General features: G+C 41.8%; 15 protein-coding genes. 4 read left to right on the top strand and 11 right to left on the bottom strand.

Annotated features, from left to right (window positions below):
• Positions 1 to 241 precede the first annotated feature (241 nt).
• The 4 genes from accA to dnaE form a co-directional block, all read right to left on the bottom strand.
• The gene (gene accA, locus V6Z54_RS13085; protein WP_039180569.1) at positions 242 to 1,219 is read right to left on the bottom strand and encodes an acetyl-CoA carboxylase carboxyl transferase subunit alpha; all 978 of its coding nucleotides are present in this window, start codon (positions 1,217 to 1,219) and stop codon (positions 242 to 244) included.
• Positions 1,204 to 2,079 (bottom strand): acetyl-CoA carboxylase, carboxyltransferase subunit beta, encoded by an 876-nt coding sequence (accD, locus tag V6Z54_RS13080; protein WP_034279640.1) that lies wholly within the window; start codon positions 2,077 to 2,079, stop codon positions 1,204 to 1,206. Before accD ends, accA begins: the two co-directional genes overlap by 16 nt.
• Before the next feature lie 304 nt (positions 2,080 to 2,383).
• Complete coding sequence (locus V6Z54_RS13075; protein WP_338527404.1) at positions 2,384 to 3,616, bottom strand: malic enzyme-like NAD(P)-binding protein; 1,233 nt, start codon at positions 3,614 to 3,616, stop codon at positions 2,384 to 2,386.
• Between the two features lie 141 nt (positions 3,617 to 3,757).
• On the bottom strand, positions 3,758 to 7,093 hold the full coding sequence (gene dnaE, locus V6Z54_RS13070) for a DNA polymerase III subunit alpha (protein WP_338527403.1): 3,336 nt from the start codon (positions 7,091 to 7,093) through the stop codon (positions 3,758 to 3,760).
• A gap of 137 nt (positions 7,094 to 7,230) precedes the next feature.
• Between dnaE and V6Z54_RS13065 the strand changes: the two genes are divergently transcribed.
• The 3 genes from V6Z54_RS13065 (at position 7,231) to V6Z54_RS13055 (ending at position 8,366) form a co-directional block, all read left to right on the top strand.
• On the top strand, positions 7,231 to 7,572 hold the full coding sequence (locus V6Z54_RS13065; RefSeq protein ID WP_024424798.1) for a YtrH family sporulation protein: 342 nt from the start codon (positions 7,231 to 7,233) through the stop codon (positions 7,570 to 7,572).
• A complete protein-coding gene (ytrI, locus tag V6Z54_RS13060; RefSeq protein WP_003216226.1) occupies positions 7,569 to 8,072 on the top strand; it encodes a sporulation membrane protein YtrI in 504 nt (167 codons plus the stop codon). Before V6Z54_RS13065 ends, ytrI begins: the two co-directional genes overlap by 4 nt.
• A gap of 108 nt (positions 8,073 to 8,180) precedes the next feature.
• Positions 8,181 to 8,366 carry a hypothetical protein gene (locus tag V6Z54_RS13055; protein ID WP_003216400.1) on the top strand — a complete coding sequence of 62 codons (186 nt, stop codon included), beginning with the start codon at positions 8,181 to 8,183 and terminating at the stop codon, positions 8,364 to 8,366.
• A 51-nt stretch (positions 8,367 to 8,417) separates the two neighbouring features.
• Here the strand turns inward: V6Z54_RS13055 and V6Z54_RS13050 are convergent, their stop codons facing one another.
• Positions 8,418 to 9,359, bottom strand: coding sequence for a bifunctional oligoribonuclease/PAP phosphatase NrnA (locus V6Z54_RS13050; protein ID WP_338527402.1), 942 nt, complete (start codon positions 9,357 to 9,359; stop codon positions 8,418 to 8,420).
• Between the two features lie 147 nt (positions 9,360 to 9,506).
• On the opposite strand from V6Z54_RS13050, the gene V6Z54_RS13045 reads away from it, so the two are divergent.
• Complete coding sequence (locus tag V6Z54_RS13045; RefSeq protein ID WP_003216665.1) at positions 9,507 to 9,809, top strand: YtpI family protein; 303 nt, start codon at positions 9,507 to 9,509, stop codon at positions 9,807 to 9,809.
• Between the two features lie 37 nt (positions 9,810 to 9,846).
• On the opposite strand, the gene V6Z54_RS13040 is transcribed toward V6Z54_RS13045, so the two are convergent.
• From V6Z54_RS13040 to V6Z54_RS13015, 6 genes are all read right to left on the bottom strand, one after another.
• Positions 9,847 to 11,169 (bottom strand): CBS domain-containing protein, encoded by a 1,323-nt coding sequence (locus V6Z54_RS13040; protein WP_041086597.1) that lies wholly within the window; start codon positions 11,167 to 11,169, stop codon positions 9,847 to 9,849.
• Between the two features lie 147 nt (positions 11,170 to 11,316).
• Entirely contained in the window at positions 11,317 to 12,000 is a 684-nt protein-coding gene (locus tag V6Z54_RS13035; RefSeq protein ID WP_041086599.1) for a metal-dependent hydrolase, read from the bottom strand.
• A gap of 65 nt (positions 12,001 to 12,065) precedes the next feature.
• Positions 12,066 to 12,821 carry an SDR family oxidoreductase gene (locus tag V6Z54_RS13030; RefSeq protein WP_073978747.1) on the bottom strand — a complete coding sequence of 252 codons (756 nt, stop codon included), beginning with the start codon at positions 12,819 to 12,821 and terminating at the stop codon, positions 12,066 to 12,068.
• A gap of 96 nt (positions 12,822 to 12,917) precedes the next feature.
• Positions 12,918 to 13,823 (bottom strand): aminoglycoside phosphotransferase family protein, encoded by a 906-nt coding sequence (locus V6Z54_RS13025; RefSeq protein ID WP_338527401.1) that lies wholly within the window; start codon positions 13,821 to 13,823, stop codon positions 12,918 to 12,920.
• A gap of 119 nt (positions 13,824 to 13,942) precedes the next feature.
• Complete coding sequence (gene argH, locus V6Z54_RS13020; RefSeq protein WP_338527400.1) at positions 13,943 to 15,316, bottom strand: argininosuccinate lyase; 1,374 nt, start codon at positions 15,314 to 15,316, stop codon at positions 13,943 to 13,945.
• The coding region (locus tag V6Z54_RS13015; protein ID WP_338527399.1) for an argininosuccinate synthase at positions 15,313 to 16,066 on the bottom strand (754 nt) is incomplete at its 5' end. The genes argH and V6Z54_RS13015, both read right to left, overlap by 4 nt.

Below are 16,066 nucleotides of genomic sequence, written 5' to 3'. Positions count from 1 at the left end.
ACCGTACTTATTATACAATTAAATAAACCGTTTTTAAACAAAAGTTAAGAACGTCATGAAAGAAAATCTCTCTGAAATCTTTAGAGGCAAGTACTATAAACCTTATCATATCAAGGTTTTCAGACGTTTCAAATTTTATGAAAACAAAAGAAAATTATTTTCAAATAGCGCTTACATGAGGTCGGTTTTCATGAAAAAAGATGAAAAAAATAAACGCCAGCCAAAAAGGCTGTACGTTTATTTAGTTTACCCCAATATATTGATTTTCAATCGATACTTTCCCGATTGCTTTGTATTTTTCATATCTTTGTTCGACTAGTTCTTCAGGTGTTAGTTTGAGCAAAGATGTAAGTGATTGTTTTAATACATTTTCCATGTAGGCTGCTTGTTGTTTCACGTCTCGATGTGCTCCACCTTGCACTTCTTTAATAACATCATCTATAATATCTAATTCTTTTAGGTCTGGAGCGGTAATTTTCATTGATTCTGCAGCTTTTTTTGCAAGTGATGAGTCCTTCCAGAGCAGTGCTGCTGCACCTTCAGGTGAAATCACTGAATACGTTGAGTTTTCTAGCATGAATAGGTGGTTTCCTACGCCTAGGCCTAGTGCGCCGCCGCTTCCGCCTTCTCCAATGACAATACAGACAACTGGTACACGAAGTCCTGCCATTTCGAATAGGTTTTTCGCAATTGCTTCACTTTGTCCGCGCTCTTCAGCAGCTTTACCAGGATAAGCTCCTTTTGTATCAATAAAGCAAATGATCGGGCGATTAAATTTATCTGCTTGTTTCATCAAACGCAGCGCTTTACGGTAGCCTTCTGGATGAGGCATTCCGAAATTACGGCGCAAGTTTTCTTTTGTATCTTTACCGCGCTGATGGCCAATAACAGTGACAGGAAGCCCTTTAAACGTGGCAATTCCTCCAACGATCGCTTCATCATCACCATAAAAACGGTCACCGTGACATTCGAAAAAGTTGTCAAACAGCTCTTGAATGTAATCGAGAGTTGTTGGGCGCATTGCATGCCGAGCAATCTGCACTCTGTCCCACGGCTTTAAATTTGTATAAATGTCTGCTTCAAGCTTGCTCAAACGTGTTTCAAGGCGCTCAATTTCTGCACTTAAATCCATTTCTGAGTTTTGTGTGAACTTTTTCAGTTCATCAATTTTCGCTCGAAGTTCAATGACAGGTTTTTCAAATTCTAGTTCTCCAGCCACTCTCGTTCACCTCCTGTGCTGTGTAGCGCTAAGATTCGGCCTAGTGTTTCTTTCATTTCTGCACGATGGATGACAGCATCAAGCTGTCCATGCTTCATTAAAAATTCAGCCGTTTGGAAGTCCTCTGGCAGGTCTTCACGAATCGTTTGTTCAATGATTCTTCGGCCTGCAAAACCAATTAAAGCACCCGGTTCTGCAAAGTTGTAATCACCGAGAGACGCAAAACTAGCTGATACACCGCCAGTTGTTGGGTTCGTCATCACAGAGATAATCAAACCTTGATCCTCGCTGAACAGTTTTAATGCTGAACTTGTTTTTGCCATCTGCATCAGACTGAGAATTCCCTCTTGCATTCTCGCTCCACCAGATGCAGTAAAGATAATAAATGGCACCTTGTCCGCTTTTGCTTTCTCAATCGCCAGTGTGATCTTTTCACCAACAACCGATCCCATGCTACCCATACGGAACGTGGCATCCATGACAGCAATCACAGCACTTTGGCCTTCAATCTCACCTTTACCTGTGACAATGGCTTCATTCAAAGATGTTTTTTCTCTGTCTTTCTCAAGCTTTTCTTCGTAGCCTGGGAAACCGAGCGGGTTTGCTGAAATGAGGTGCCCGTTAAATTCTTCAAATGTGCCTTCATCTACAAGGCTTTCGATACGCTGTTTTGCATTCATTTGCAAATGTCTGCCGCAATTCATACAAACACGTAAATTTTTATCTAGTTCTTTGGTGAGCATTATTTTTTTACATTGCGGACATTTGGTCATGATGCCTTCAGGCACATCTTGGCTTGCCTGTTCAGAGGGTACAGATGCATATTTTTTCTTTTTACTGAAAATATTCTTAATTGACAAATGACTACCTCCCTTTTTGAAGGGTTTTTTCTTTACACGCACATCCACTATTATAGGACATGTCATAACTGTACCGAAACTATTGTACTTTTTTTGTCAAACGCTGTCATCCTTCATTCAATTTTTTCAGTGGGGAATTGATGAGAAATGAGTAGGTGTTTGGGGCGCTGAGCAGTTGATATGTTTGAATTGTGAACGTCTACAAAAAAATCTCATTCCGGATGAAAAAATTTTCGCGTAAGAGAGGAAATGGTGCACGTTTTTCCTCCAATTTCAGAAAGAACGTGCACACTTTTCCAGTTGATTATTCGCCGATAATCGTTAATTTTCTTGTTTTTTCAGCGACCGCTTCTGGGTCGACTTTGATTCTCGCAACACCAGTTTCCATTGCTGCTTTTGCCACCGCTTTTGCTACCGCTGGTGCCACGCGTGCATCAAATGGTGCAGGGATGACATATTCAGCTGACAATTCTTCCTCTGAAACAAGAGAAGCAATCGCTTCAACAGCTGCGATTTTCATTTCTTCGTTAATGTGAGTTGCACGTACATCTAATGCTCCGCGGAAAATTCCTGGGAATGCCAGTACGTTGTTCACTTGGTTCGGAAAGTCAGAACGGCCAGTTCCTACAACACTTGCACCTGCTGCATGTGCATCTTCTGGCATAATCTCTGGATTTGGATTAGCCATAGCAAAGATGACAGGATCTTTTGCCATTTTTCCAACCATTTCTTTTGTTAAAGCGCCTGCTACAGAAACCCCGATAAAGACGTCTGCGCCTTCAATGACTTCTTCTAATGAACCTTCTTTGCGGTCTTGGTTCGTGAATTTAGCTACTTCGTTTTTCACTGCATTCATACCATTCGAGCGGCCTTCGTAAATGGCACCTTTCGTATCACACATAATGATATCACGTACACCGAAATGATAAAGAAGTTTGATAATCGCAATTCCTGCTGCCCCGGCGCCGTTTGCCACTACTTTGATTGAAGACATAGATTTTCCAGAAAGCTTCAGTGCATTCACAAGTCCTGCTACTGTCACAATGGCTGTTCCGTGCTGATCATCGTGGAAAACTGGAATGTTTGTCTCTTTTTTCAAGCGCTCTTCAATGATAAAGCAGTTAGGAGCTGCAATATCTTCAAGGTTCACACCGCCAAAAGTCGGCTCAAGAAGCTTCACTGTTTCAACGATTTTGTCTACATCGTTCGTTGCAAGCGCGATTGGGAAGGCATCTACGCCTGCAAAGCTTTTGAATAATACGGCTTTCCCTTCCATTACTGGAAGAGATGCTTCTGCACCAATATTTCCAAGCCCTAAAACAGCGCTTCCGTCTGTGACAACAGCGACCATATTGCCTTTCATTGTATAATCATACACTTTGCTTGTGTCGTCATAAATATCTTTACATGGTTCTGCAACACCAGGTGAATAAGCCAAGCTCAAGTCTTTTGCATTTTTCACTTGTACTTTTGATTTTGATTCGAGTTTGCCTTGATTCTCTTTGTGCATATGTAATGCTTCTTCTCTTAATGACATGTGATAAACACTCCTTCAAGTGGAAAATGATTTAATGATTTGCTAAATTGATAAGCACATACTGGCAGTTTTAAATACACAGAATCTTTAAAATGATAACACAATAGGTGAATTTGTAAAACATATTCAGGCGATTTGTCATCATTTAATCACAACGTTTTGTTCACCGAGCAGCTCTTTTAACTGGAAAATCACAGCATGATCTGCATGAACTTTGTATGCATCTGGAAGTCTCATCGTCTTTTTTTGCTTCTCATAATACAAATAGACATCTGCTTCTCCGCTGTGCATCGAAAGGACTCGTTTTACTTGCTCTAGCAGCTCCTGCGTATGATTCTCTTCTTTCACCCGAATGTAGACAGACTCTTTTCTTTTTACGTCCATCTCTTCAAGCAAAGCAGCTTCTTGCACGATGATTTGACTGCTGTCATTTCTGACTTCTACTCTGCCTTCCACATAAAGCATGGTGCCCTCCTCAAGTAAGGGGGACAGCTTTCTAAATTGCTCTGGAAAGACGACGCCTTCCATTTCTCCCGTTTCATCCCCAAATGTAACAAATGCCATCGATTGTCCATTTTTTGTCCGAATCGATTTCACTTTTGTCAAAAGACCACCCATTGAAATCTTCCGCTTAATATAGGAAGAAAGTCTGATTATTTCCACTGCACCATTCTCTCTTAAGCGGTCTCGGTATGCTTGTACTGGGTGATTTGATAAATATAACCCGAGTGCCTCTTTTTCAAATTGCAGGAGATCAACAAGCGGCATTTCTTCTATCTCCGCATATTTTGGCTTAATGGAGAAGGTTGTATCCCCAAGAAAGTCCAGCTGATCCTCAGGATTTAAAAATGACACGTGGTCTAACGCAATATCTATCGATGCTAATAACGAAGCACGATTGGGATAAAACTCATCCATCGCCCCTGAAAAAATGAGCGCTTCAATCGTTTTTCGGTTGACACTCTTTGGTGATACTCTTGCGCAAAAATCGAATAAATCTTCAAACGGCTTTTCCTGTCTTGCTCTGTATATATCCTTTACAGCTGACACTCCGACATTTTTAATCGCTCTTAAGCTGTAGCGGATCTCCCCTTTTTCAACCGTAAATGGAAACTCACTCTTATTAATAGAAGGCTTCAACACAGATATCCCTTTTTCCTTCGCCTCATAGAAATATTGAGCAATTTTGTCTTCATTTCCAATTACACTCGTTAAAAGACCGCACATAAAATATAACGGATAATGCGCTTTTAAATAAGCAAGCTGAAAGCCAATCATGCTATATGCAACAGCATGGCTTCTATTAAAACCATAGTTTGCAAATTTGACGATTAAGTCATAAACGTCATTTGCAATGTTAACAGGATACTCCTTTTTTAGGCATCCTTCAACAAAATGGCTTCGCTCTTCATCAAGGACCTTTTTATCCTTCTTCGAAACAGCTCTTCTTAATAGATCTGCCTCGCCCAGCTGAAAACCAGCCATCTTCGCTGCAATCAGCATGATTTGCTCCTGATAGACGATGACCCCATATGTATCCTTTAATATGTCATACAAATCAGGATGAGGGTAGGAGACCTTAACTCGGCCATGCTTTCGGTCGATAAAAAGCGGGATATTTTCCATTGGACCTGGACGATAGAGGGCATTGACCGCTACGATATCTTCTAAACTAGACGGCTTCAGACGTCTCAGCACCTGACGCATTCCCTGTGATTCAAGCTGGAATATTCCAGTTGTATCGCCCGCAGATAACAATTCAAACGTTTTCTGATCCTCATATGAAATGTCACTAAAGTTAATGTGGACGTTTTCCTGTCTTTCAATCTGGTTTTTAATGGATTCAATTAATGTTAAGTTTCTGAGTCCTAAGAAGTCCATCTTTAAAAGTCCGAGATCTTCTAAATAATTCATGGCATACTGCGTTAAATACACACCTTCATGGCCGTCTTGAATCGGAACGACCTCTGTCAGCGGCTCTTCGCTCAGCACAACACCAGCTGCATGTGTCGAGGTGTGTCTCGGTAAGCCTTCTACCTTTAAAGCAGTTTGGAAGACCTTTCGAAGCTCTTCAGATTGCTGAAGCATCGTTTTTAATTCAGGAGATGCAGTCACCGCTTCTTTCAGCGTCGTTCCTGGCTTTGATGGAATCAGCTTGGCAAGACGGTCCGCTGCCTTTGAATCGATTCCCATCACACGTCCAACATCCCTTAATGCAGCCTTTGCTGCAAGTGTTCCAAACGTGACAATTTGCGCCACATGCATGTCTCCGTATTTATCTTTTACATAAGAAATGATTTCGTCTCTTCTCGTGTCGGGGAAATCAATATCAATATCTGGCATACTGATTCGCTCTGGATTTAAGAAGCGCTCAAATAAAAGACCGTGACGGATCGGATCGACATCCGTAATAAACAGAACATATGCAACAAGTGAACCCGCTGCTGACCCCCGTCCAGGGCCTGTGACAATCCCTCTGTCATGCGCATACTTCATAAAATCCCACACAATGAGAAAATAATCACTGAAATTCATTTTTTGGATAATGCTCAGCTCATATTCAAGCCTTTTGACATACATGTCATGTGAAGCAATCTTTCTTTGCTTCATTCCTTCTGCGCACACTCTGCGTAAAAACTGATCTGCTGTTGATTGATCAGGAGTTGGATAGGAAGGGAGTTTTGTTTGCCCAAGATTTAAATCGACCTCGCAGCGGTCTGCAATCTCCACCGTTCTTGTCAGCAGCTCTCGATCATCACTATACCATTCCAACATTTCTTCAAAGGATCTGAAATGCTTTTCTCCTCGGTCTTCCTCTATCTCTGAAAGCTGATCCCCTGCTTTAATAGCCTTTAAACACGTATAAGCCATTTTATCCTCTCGATTGATGTAGTGAACATCCCCCGTCGCAACAAGAGGTATGTCCACACTTTGTGAGACATCCCGCAGTTTGCTGGTGAGCGATTCGTCCTGCTGAAATGGCTGAAGTGCGATGTACACATGACCCTCGCCGAATATATGCTTCAATTGTTTTGCAGCTTCACACGCTTCTTCTATTTGATCATGCTGCAAAAGCGTTTCAATATACCCAGATGCGCCTGGTGTGATCGCAATGAGCCCGCGATGATAGCTTTTGAGCCATTTTTCTTTCAGTCCGGCTTTTGATTTTGATTTCAGCACACTGCTGATTTTGATCAGGTTTTGATAGCCTTCGTTGTTTTTTGCAAGGAGTACCAAGGGATAAGCCTCTGTCTCTTGTTCATCTATGAAGACAGAAGCTGTTAAACCGATAACCGGCTTGATGCCATGTTTATTACATTCCTTATAAAATTCAACCGTTCCATACATCACATGGTCATCGGTAAGAGCGAGCGCCTTGCAGCCAAGTTCTTTTGCTTTCAGTACAAGCTCCTTTACTTTAGCTGCACTGCTTAACAAGCTGTATCCACTGTGGACCTGAAGATGAACATAAGACATGCTAAATCCACTCCTTTCGTCTAAAGTCATTCTTTCATTATAAAACGCGATGCGATGAGAAACAAATGTTCTTTCTTTTCTGTCCGTTCATACTTGTCCAGCACACACCATATATTGAATAGAGTGAGGTGGACAAAATGGATGTGAAGGAAGCTTTTATTCCGAATTTTATCAGCTGTTATTTTATCGCCCTTGGGGTCATTTTGGGTGGTGCGATCATAGGCGGTGTTGGTGCGTATTTATCTGGTCAGCCGCCTTTATCCATTATTACTAGTCTTGCCAACCGTTTAAAGATTTGGGCGCTTGTCGCCGCTATCGGCGGAACATTTGATGCTGTTTATAGCTTTGAACGAGGCATTTTCGAAGGAAACACACGTGATATTTTCAAGCAGATTTTATTAATTATCTCTGCCATGGGCGGCGCACAAACGGGGTATCTCATTATTACGTGGCTCACCCAGGAGCATGTGTCATCATGAGGGTGCCGGAGCTGTATAAACGCCCAGGCTGGCAGCGTTTTTTTGCAGGAATGATGTTTGGTGCGATTGTAAGCTGGCTCATTTTTCTCTTTACATACGGAACCTTTCAGGAAAAGCAAGTGACACTGCTGAGAAGCCAGCAGCATCATATGGACAGTTTGAAGGAACAAATCACACTCTATCGGGAAGATTTGCATAAGTTAAATGAGGATAATAAGAAGCGGCTGCTGATCCAAAGCGTAGATGTTCATCTCGTGAATCGTGAGCAATATAAAATCCCAGAACCAGATACGCTAAAGTTTGAAGATCAGGTCAAGGAGGATATCTCAGAAGTCATTACCAAGGATATTGAAAGTGTCTATAAAACAAAGGAATTACTAAAACGGACAGTGGAGAATAAAGAATATACCATTCGGGAAAAGGCATACCGAGCGAAAGTGACAGAGCTGACAATTTATACGAAGCTTTCACTTGAAGTACGTATTTCATTTGCTGAATAAAGAGGTTGTGGAATTTTTATGAATTTCTGCCCTCAATGATCGCTTTTTACGCTTCATTTTTATACACTAAAAGTAGAACGAGATCTTAAATAGAAAGAGGTGAGGACAATGGAGGTTTACAGCTATCGTCAAATGGCACGAGACAAAGCAAGCCGGATCAAAGACGGCATGTGTGCTTATGCTGAGACAGAAATGATGGCTCATTTAATTAAAAAAGAATTAAAGCATCAAAATCTCCAAGCCTATGAAGATTCAACAGACATCGGCTGCTGGTTTATCCCTGTATGCAAGTAACCCTTTTCTCCATGACAAAAAAGAGAGAAGGGACTTCCTATCCCTCCTCTCTTATGATGATGATTTACATACTTCTTCTAAATCACGCAAAATCTCATCTGCTACGGCCCAATCATAAATGGACGCACCGGCTGCAAGCGGGTGGCCGCCTCCATGATATTTTTTCGCAATGGTGTTAATGACGACACCTTTAGAGCGGAATCTGACACGAATCTGATCGTTTTCTTCCACAAAAAAGACCCATGCCTTAATGCCTGCAATATTTCCTAGTGTCCCAACAAGCTGTGAAGCCTGCTGCGCTGTTGTTTGGAACGATTCCAAAATTTCACGCTTAATGAACACAGATGCAACCCCGTTCTCTGACAAAGAAATATGTTGAAAAATATAGCCATTTAATTTCACAACATTCAAATCTGTCTCATACAATTGATTGAAAAGATCTGAAGATGAAAACGGATATTCGATGAGTTCCCCTGCATATTTGAGTGTCTTTTTCGTTGTGTTTGGGAAAAGGAAGCGGCCTGTGTCTCCTACAATGCCGGCATAGATCAATTCAGCCGCCTTTGTATTCAGCTGATATCCTTCTTCTTTCCCCTCTAAGTACAATTCATAAATCATCTCGCTCACAGAGCTTGCCTCTGTATCCACCCAAAGCAAATCACCATAAGGATCTTCATTCGGGTGATGGTCGATTTTCATCAGTTTATCGCCCATTAAATAGCGATGATCATCAATTCTTGCTTGATTGGCCGTATCACAGACAATGACAAGGGCCCCTTTATACACGTCGTCTGGTACCTCATCGAGTTCATATAAAAATGAAAGGGATGGCTCAGGGGTTCCTGTCGCATAAATATTTTTTTCTGGATAGGTGGCACGCAAGATTTCCGTAAGGCCGCACTGCGATCCATACGCGTCAGGATCTGGTCTTACATGTCTATGAATGATGATGGTGTCATATAATGATATGGTTCTAATCAGTTCTTTTTTCATAAAAACTCCTTCTCATGCGATACTCTTTTTATTATTAAATCATAATCTATCGTGACGGAAAAGTGAGGAATAGACAATTTATTCTAGTAAGCAAGCCTATTTACGTTTAAAATAGGGTTGTAACCACTTACAATGGAGGCTTGGCACATGCTTGTTTTGATTGTGTTTATTATTTGTTCTGCCATGTTTTATTTATACTACAAAGCAAAAAATGTCCGTACGAACCGGCCAGTTGAGAAAAAATTCTGGTCGGCGAAATCCAGTATGGCCCTTGGCTGCTTTGTCCTGCTCTTCGGTGTGAATCAATTATTTTTAAACCGCTCGTCACTCGCATTTGTCATTGGATTTATTTTTGTTGCTGTCGGTATCGGCAGTACATGGGCAGGATATAAAGCCTACAAGCATTACCTTCCGCTCTTTTTAAAGGAAGGCGAAAAAGATCACGCGTAATAAGGAAAGGGGCGACATGGGTTCGCCCTTTTTATCATTATCCCCTCTCCATCAGTTGCACCATCAGCATCGCTTTACCTACGATATTCGATTGGTGATAAACCTCGACTTCCAGCTTTCCAAACTTGCGCCCTACTTCTAAAATATTCGGCTTGATCTGGATTGTGGATTCCATTTGGACTGGTTTTAAGAAGTAGACAGAAAGACTCTCGACGATCAGCTCGCCCTTTTTATGAGATTTTAAGAAGCGGTTGGCTGATTCGATTAAAATTTGTGTGAACACCCCATATGAAATGTTTCCAAGCTGGTTCGTCATTTGCGGGGTGACCTCGTATTGATAAACCGCATCTGCTTTTGGTTTTTCTGTATCAGTTTCTTTAAACCCTCTTGAGACAACATCATCCAGCTTTTCTCCGACCTGCGGCTGTTTTTGAATCATTTGGAGCGCCTTGAGCACATCCTGACGGCTGATCATCCCGATCAGCTTCACATGATCATCCACAACTGGCAGCACCTCAATGCCTTCCCACACCATCATTTGTGCAGCAGAGGCGACAGATGTTTTGCCAATGACCGTCAGCGGATTTTTCGTCATTACCTTTTCAATCGGTGTGGAGCGGTCATGCCCCGCAATATCCTTTGAGGTGAGGATTCCGTGAATCTTCATTTGATCATCTGCGACCGGGAAACGGCCGTGACCAGTTTCATAATTCTTTTCATACCATTTTTCAAGCTTATCCTCTGGTGATAAATACACAGTGCGTTCAATCGGCGTTAAAATATCTTCTACAAGCACAATCTCTTTTTTAATTAATTGGTCATAAATGGCTCTGTTAATGAGAGCCGCTACGGTAAATGTATCGTAGCTTGTCGATAAAATTGGCAGCTCTAGCTCATCTGCAAGCTGAATGATTTCATCATCTGTTGAGAATCCGCCTGTGACCAGCACAGCCGCCCCTGCCTCTAATGCCTGCTTATGGGCATTGATCCGGTTTCCGACGATAAGCAAGTTGCCAGCTGCCGTATAGCGCATCATCGCATCCAGCTCCATCGCTCCGATGACAAATTTATTTAACGTTTTATGTAAGCCTGCTCGTCCTCCAAGCACCTGTCCATCAATGACATTGACCACTTCTGCATATGTCAGTTTTTCAATATTTTCTTTTTTCTTCTGTTCAATTCGAATGGTGCCGACTCGTTCAATGGTACTGACGAATCCTTTATTTTCAGCATCTTTGATGGCCCGGTAAGCGGTGCCTTCACTCACTTTCATTTCTTTCGCTATGCGCCGGACAGAAATTTTCTCCCCGACATCTAATGAATCAATATACGATAAAATTTGCTCATGCTTTGTCGCCAATCCCGTTCACCCTTTTTGTTTTCAGCGTTTTCATCTATGTTTCATTATAAGGGCAGGAGGCTTTTAATAGCAATTTGTCTTTTCTTTCGGCAGATGAAGGCAAACAAAAAAGCCGGCATTTGTGTGCCAGCTTTTTTCATATGAGGATTAAATCTCGATTGATTCCCCGCTGTTTAACACATGACCGACTCCGCCATGCAGGCTGTCTGCAAATGCATGCGGATCCTGTTCAATTGGCGGGAATGTGCTGTAGTGAATCGGAACGACCTGCTTTGCCCGCAGCCATTCTGCTGCGATTCTTGCATCTTCCGGTCCCATCGTGAAGTTATCACCAATTGGAAGGAATGCGAGCTCAATATGATTCAGCTCACCAATTAGTTTCATATCTGAAAAGAGTGCAGTGTCTCCAGCATGATAAATTGTTTTGCCCTCTGCGGTAAATAAAATACCTGATGGCATCCCTGTATACGTAATCGTCTGTGCCTCTTCATCAATGACAGCTGAACCGTGGAACGCTTGCGTAAGCTTCACTTTACCAAATTCAAACTCACGTCCGCCTCCAATAGAAAGCGGGTGCGTTTTCACCCCTTGCCAGCTTAAATACGTGGCAAGTTCGAAAGGCGCGACAACAAGTGCATCATTGTTTTTAGCGATTTCAATGGTGTCACCGATGTGATCTCCATGTCCATGTGTCAGCAAAATGACATCTGCTTTCACATCTTGCGGTTTGATATCTGTGTGCTTATTTCCGTTTAAAAATGGGTCAATCCAAATATGGTATCCGTTTGTTTCAATGTGTACAACTGAATGTCCATGATATGTAGCTTTCATGTAGTATATCCACCTTTCAATTTTGATCTCATATCATTTATTCCCTCTATAAAAAGCTGAAAAACTTAATGCCTGTGAATGACGTTAAGACCACCTGTTGCTTCAATGACGGTCCCTGTAATGAGGTCTGAACGGTCATCACATAGAAATGAGATGATACGTCCTATATCCTCTCCAGTACCAGACCTGCCTATCGGCGTTTCATCATCTTTGACCTGACGTGCTTCCTCTATTGTCGATTCTTTCATCTCTCCTACGATTTTGCCTGGACAAACCATATTGGCGGTGATGCCGTTTTCGGCTTCTTCAATCGCAATGGTTTTCGTCAATGACGCAAGGCCCACTTTTGCCGCTCCAAAGGCTGATCTGTGCATCCAGCCTGGCGCATGGTCTGCACCTTGGAAGCCATAAGTGATAATACGGCCAAAGCCTTGTTTTCTCATCATTGGGATGACCATTCGGAATAAATGGAATACTGCTGATAAGTTACCTTCCATCATTTTGTACCATTCATCTTCAGAGTAATCCGCCAGTTTTTTTCGTTCAAAAATGTAAGGACCAGCATTATTAATTAAGGCATCAATCCGCCCAAATCGCTCTGCTGCCAGCTCTACCATGTTTTTTAAATCTTCTTTTTTTGTCACATCACCTTGGACAAATTGAAGCTTATCTTCGTACTGCTGTAATTCTTCTTTCATCTGCCGGACAGCTTCATCATCACTTCGATAATTCACTGTCACAGAATACCCCATATTCAGTAAAGACTCGGTGACTTTCCGGCCAAGTCCTTTAGAACCCGCTGTTATTAATGCGTGTCGCACACAATCTCCTCCTAAAACAAAGGTTGCAAGTTCACGTGTTTCTTATCTTATCTTTTACTTTACTATAAACCGGCATCTGGCGCACTTATGAACCCTTTATCGATATGAGTAAAACAGTATAGGGTGATTCATCCACTTTTTCAGATCCCATGAGCCATGGATATCGAGAAGCAACGAAACAAAACGATAGCATTCTCTCACCTCATGAAGATCACGAGGAAGTGGACAAATTTCTTCATAGCCCAATTGGACATCGCGGGCAGCTTCTTTCGTCAAAAGGTATTCCAATGCAATAAAATCAAACGCAGCTGGTCCATATACGACATATTCTGTATCAACTAAACTCGTTACTTGATCATCTTTTTCAATATATTGAGACGGATCTAAATCAATTAAAATGAGACTGGCTGAATCAGGAGGCTTCAGCTTTTCAATCTTTTGCGGCACAATTTCTGCATAACAGTGAAATTCAGTCTGATCAGCATAATAACGCTCTATGAGTTTGGGTACAACCTTTTTTAACACCGCATGAAATTCTCTCAAATGTTTCTTTTCAGCTCCGTATACTGCACCAAAAAAGTCAGTACGATATGAATGAAGTTGTGCTAGTTTCCTCCCATAATCCTTATAAAAGTCTGATGAACGTCCCTCAAAAGATGTAAAAGGTGTTCCTTCTACTTTTTCCATTACATAAAAATGTCTCCCTGCCTTCTTCACTTTACGAACAACTTCTGGAATATGAAAGGAATTCGTATGAGACAGCTTTTGATTGATTTGATTGATATGCTCTTGTACAGTACGTTCATCTACTCCATAGATCATATTGATCCCAGACACAAATTCACTTTCTTCTCTTACAGTTTTAGGAGATTTGATCACATATTCCGTTTTATCTTGTAAGGAGATCAGCCACACATCATTGGCCCGTCCGTCATATTGTTCTCCTAACGTTTTCACTGATACGATCGGTTGATGAAACAAAGCCTCAAGCGTTTTCTTCATGATCTGCTGTCACTTCCTTTTCTGCTTGACGCTGGTATGCTTTCATTTTCTCCAATGGTCATTAATCTCCTTTTTCCATGACAAAAAAACCATCCGTATAAACGAATGGTTTTGGTAAGTTATGCCAGACAGGCTTTTGCTTTTTCTAAAGCGAGCTGGATTTGTTTGAATCCAGTTCCGCCTGCACTTGTTCTTTTTTCAACCGCCACATACGGATCAAGAACAGTGTAAATGTCTTGTTCAAAAAGCTCGCTTGCTTCTGTAAAAGTTTCAAAAGGAAGGTCACTTAAGTAGATGCCTTTTTGAATACATGTATACACAAGCTTGCCAACGATTTCGTGCGCTTCACGGAATGGCATGCCTTTTTTCGCAAGGTAGTCTGCCACTTCTGTCGCATTTGAGAAATCTTCTTTTGTTGCCTTTTTCATGACATCTTCGTTCACTGTCATCGTTTGAATCATACCTGTGAAGATTTGCAGGCTGCCAGCGATGGTTTTCACTGTATCAAACATGCCTTCCTTATCTTCTTGCAGGTCTTTGTTATACGTAAGCGGCAAGCCTTTCATAATCGTGAGAAGCCCCATCAGGTTGCCATACACACGGCCTGTTTTCCCGCGGATTAATTCAGCCATATCCGGGTTTTTCTTCTGCGGCATCATGCTGCTGCCTGTTGCATACGTATCATCGAGTTCAATGAATTTGAATTCTTGCGAGCACCATAAAATGATTTCCTCACAAAAACGTGAGAGGTGCATCATCACAAGACTGCTATTAGACAAAAACTCTAAAATGAAGTCCCGATCACTCACACCATCAAGGCTGTTTTCGTAAATGTGTTCAAAGCCAAGCTGCTCTGCAGTATATTCACGATCAATCGGGAATGTCGTTCCTGCTAACGCTCCGCATCCAAGCGGAGATACGTTAATTCGCTTCAATGAATCTTGAAAGCGCGCTTTGTCACGCTCAAGCATCCAAAAATAGGCGAGCATATGATGGGCAAACGAAATAGGCTGTGCACGCTGCAGGTGCGTATATCCTGGGAAAATCGTTTCAACGTGCTGTTCTGCCTTTTCTACAAGCACCGTTTGAAAGGAAGAGATCAGTTCAATGATATGCTCTACTTGGTTATTCAAATATAAGTGCATATCAGTTGCGACCTGATCATTCCGGCTTCTCGCTGTGTGCAATTTGCCGCCAAGCGGACCAATCTCATCAATGAGCATTTTTTCAAGGTTTAAATGAATGTCCTCATAATCTACTGAAAATTCCAGTTCATCCGCCTCTGCCTTTTTCATGAGCGTATTTAGTCCGTCTTTGATGGCAACGGCCTCCTCATCACCGAGGATACCGCATTTATTCAGCATACTTGCATGAGCAAGGGAGCCGGTCAGATCTTCTTTGACTAATTGTTTGTCGAAATGAATGGACGCGCCAAACTCATCGACCCATTTTTCTGGTGTTTTTTGAAATCGGCCTCCCCAAAGCTTTTTCATGCTTTAACCTGCTCCTTTTTATTCACGATGCTATTTACTTTTGTCGGTAAGCCCCAAAGGTTAATAAATCCTACAGCTGCATCATGATCAAATTCATCTGCTTTTGTATAAGTTGCGAGATTTTCATCATAAAGTGAATATGGTGATTTACGTCCTTCTACAATGGCATGGCCTTTAAATAGTTTCACACGTACAACACCCGTTACGTTTTGCTGTGTTTCTTGTAAGAATGCATCTAGTGCTTCTTTAAGCGGTGAGAACCATAAGCCGTTGTATATTAATTCAGCCATTTTTTGTTCCACGATTGGTTTAAAGTGTGCGACTTCTTTAACAAGCGTTAAGTCTTCAAGCTCTTTATGTGCTTTAAGAAGTGTGACTGCACCTGGGCACTCGTACACTTCACGAGATTTGATCCCAACAAGGCGGTTTTCAACGTGATCGATTCTGCCAACACCATGCTGACCAGCGACTTCATTTAAATGAAGGATAAGATCAGATAATGAATACTGAATTCCGTCAATCGCTGTCGGTTTTCCTTTTTCAAACGTGATTTCAATGATTTCAGGTGTGTCAGGCGTTTTTTCAAGTGGATTTGTCAGATCATATGCACCCTCTGGCGGCGCAGCCCAAGGATCCTCTAAAATGCCACATTCGTTACTTCTGCCCCAAAGGTTTTGGTCGATTGAATATGGGCTGTCTAAGTTAATCGGAATTGGAATACCGTGTTTTTGTGCATAATCGATTTCCTCA

The sequence above is a fragment of the Bacillus sp. MAG717A genome, assembly GCF_036884855.1.
GTDB lineage: Bacteria > Bacillota > Bacilli > Bacillales > Bacillaceae > Bacillus > Bacillus safensis.
The sequence above is the reverse complement of the archived record's forward strand: the minus strand, read 5'-3'. Positions and strand labels throughout refer to the sequence as shown.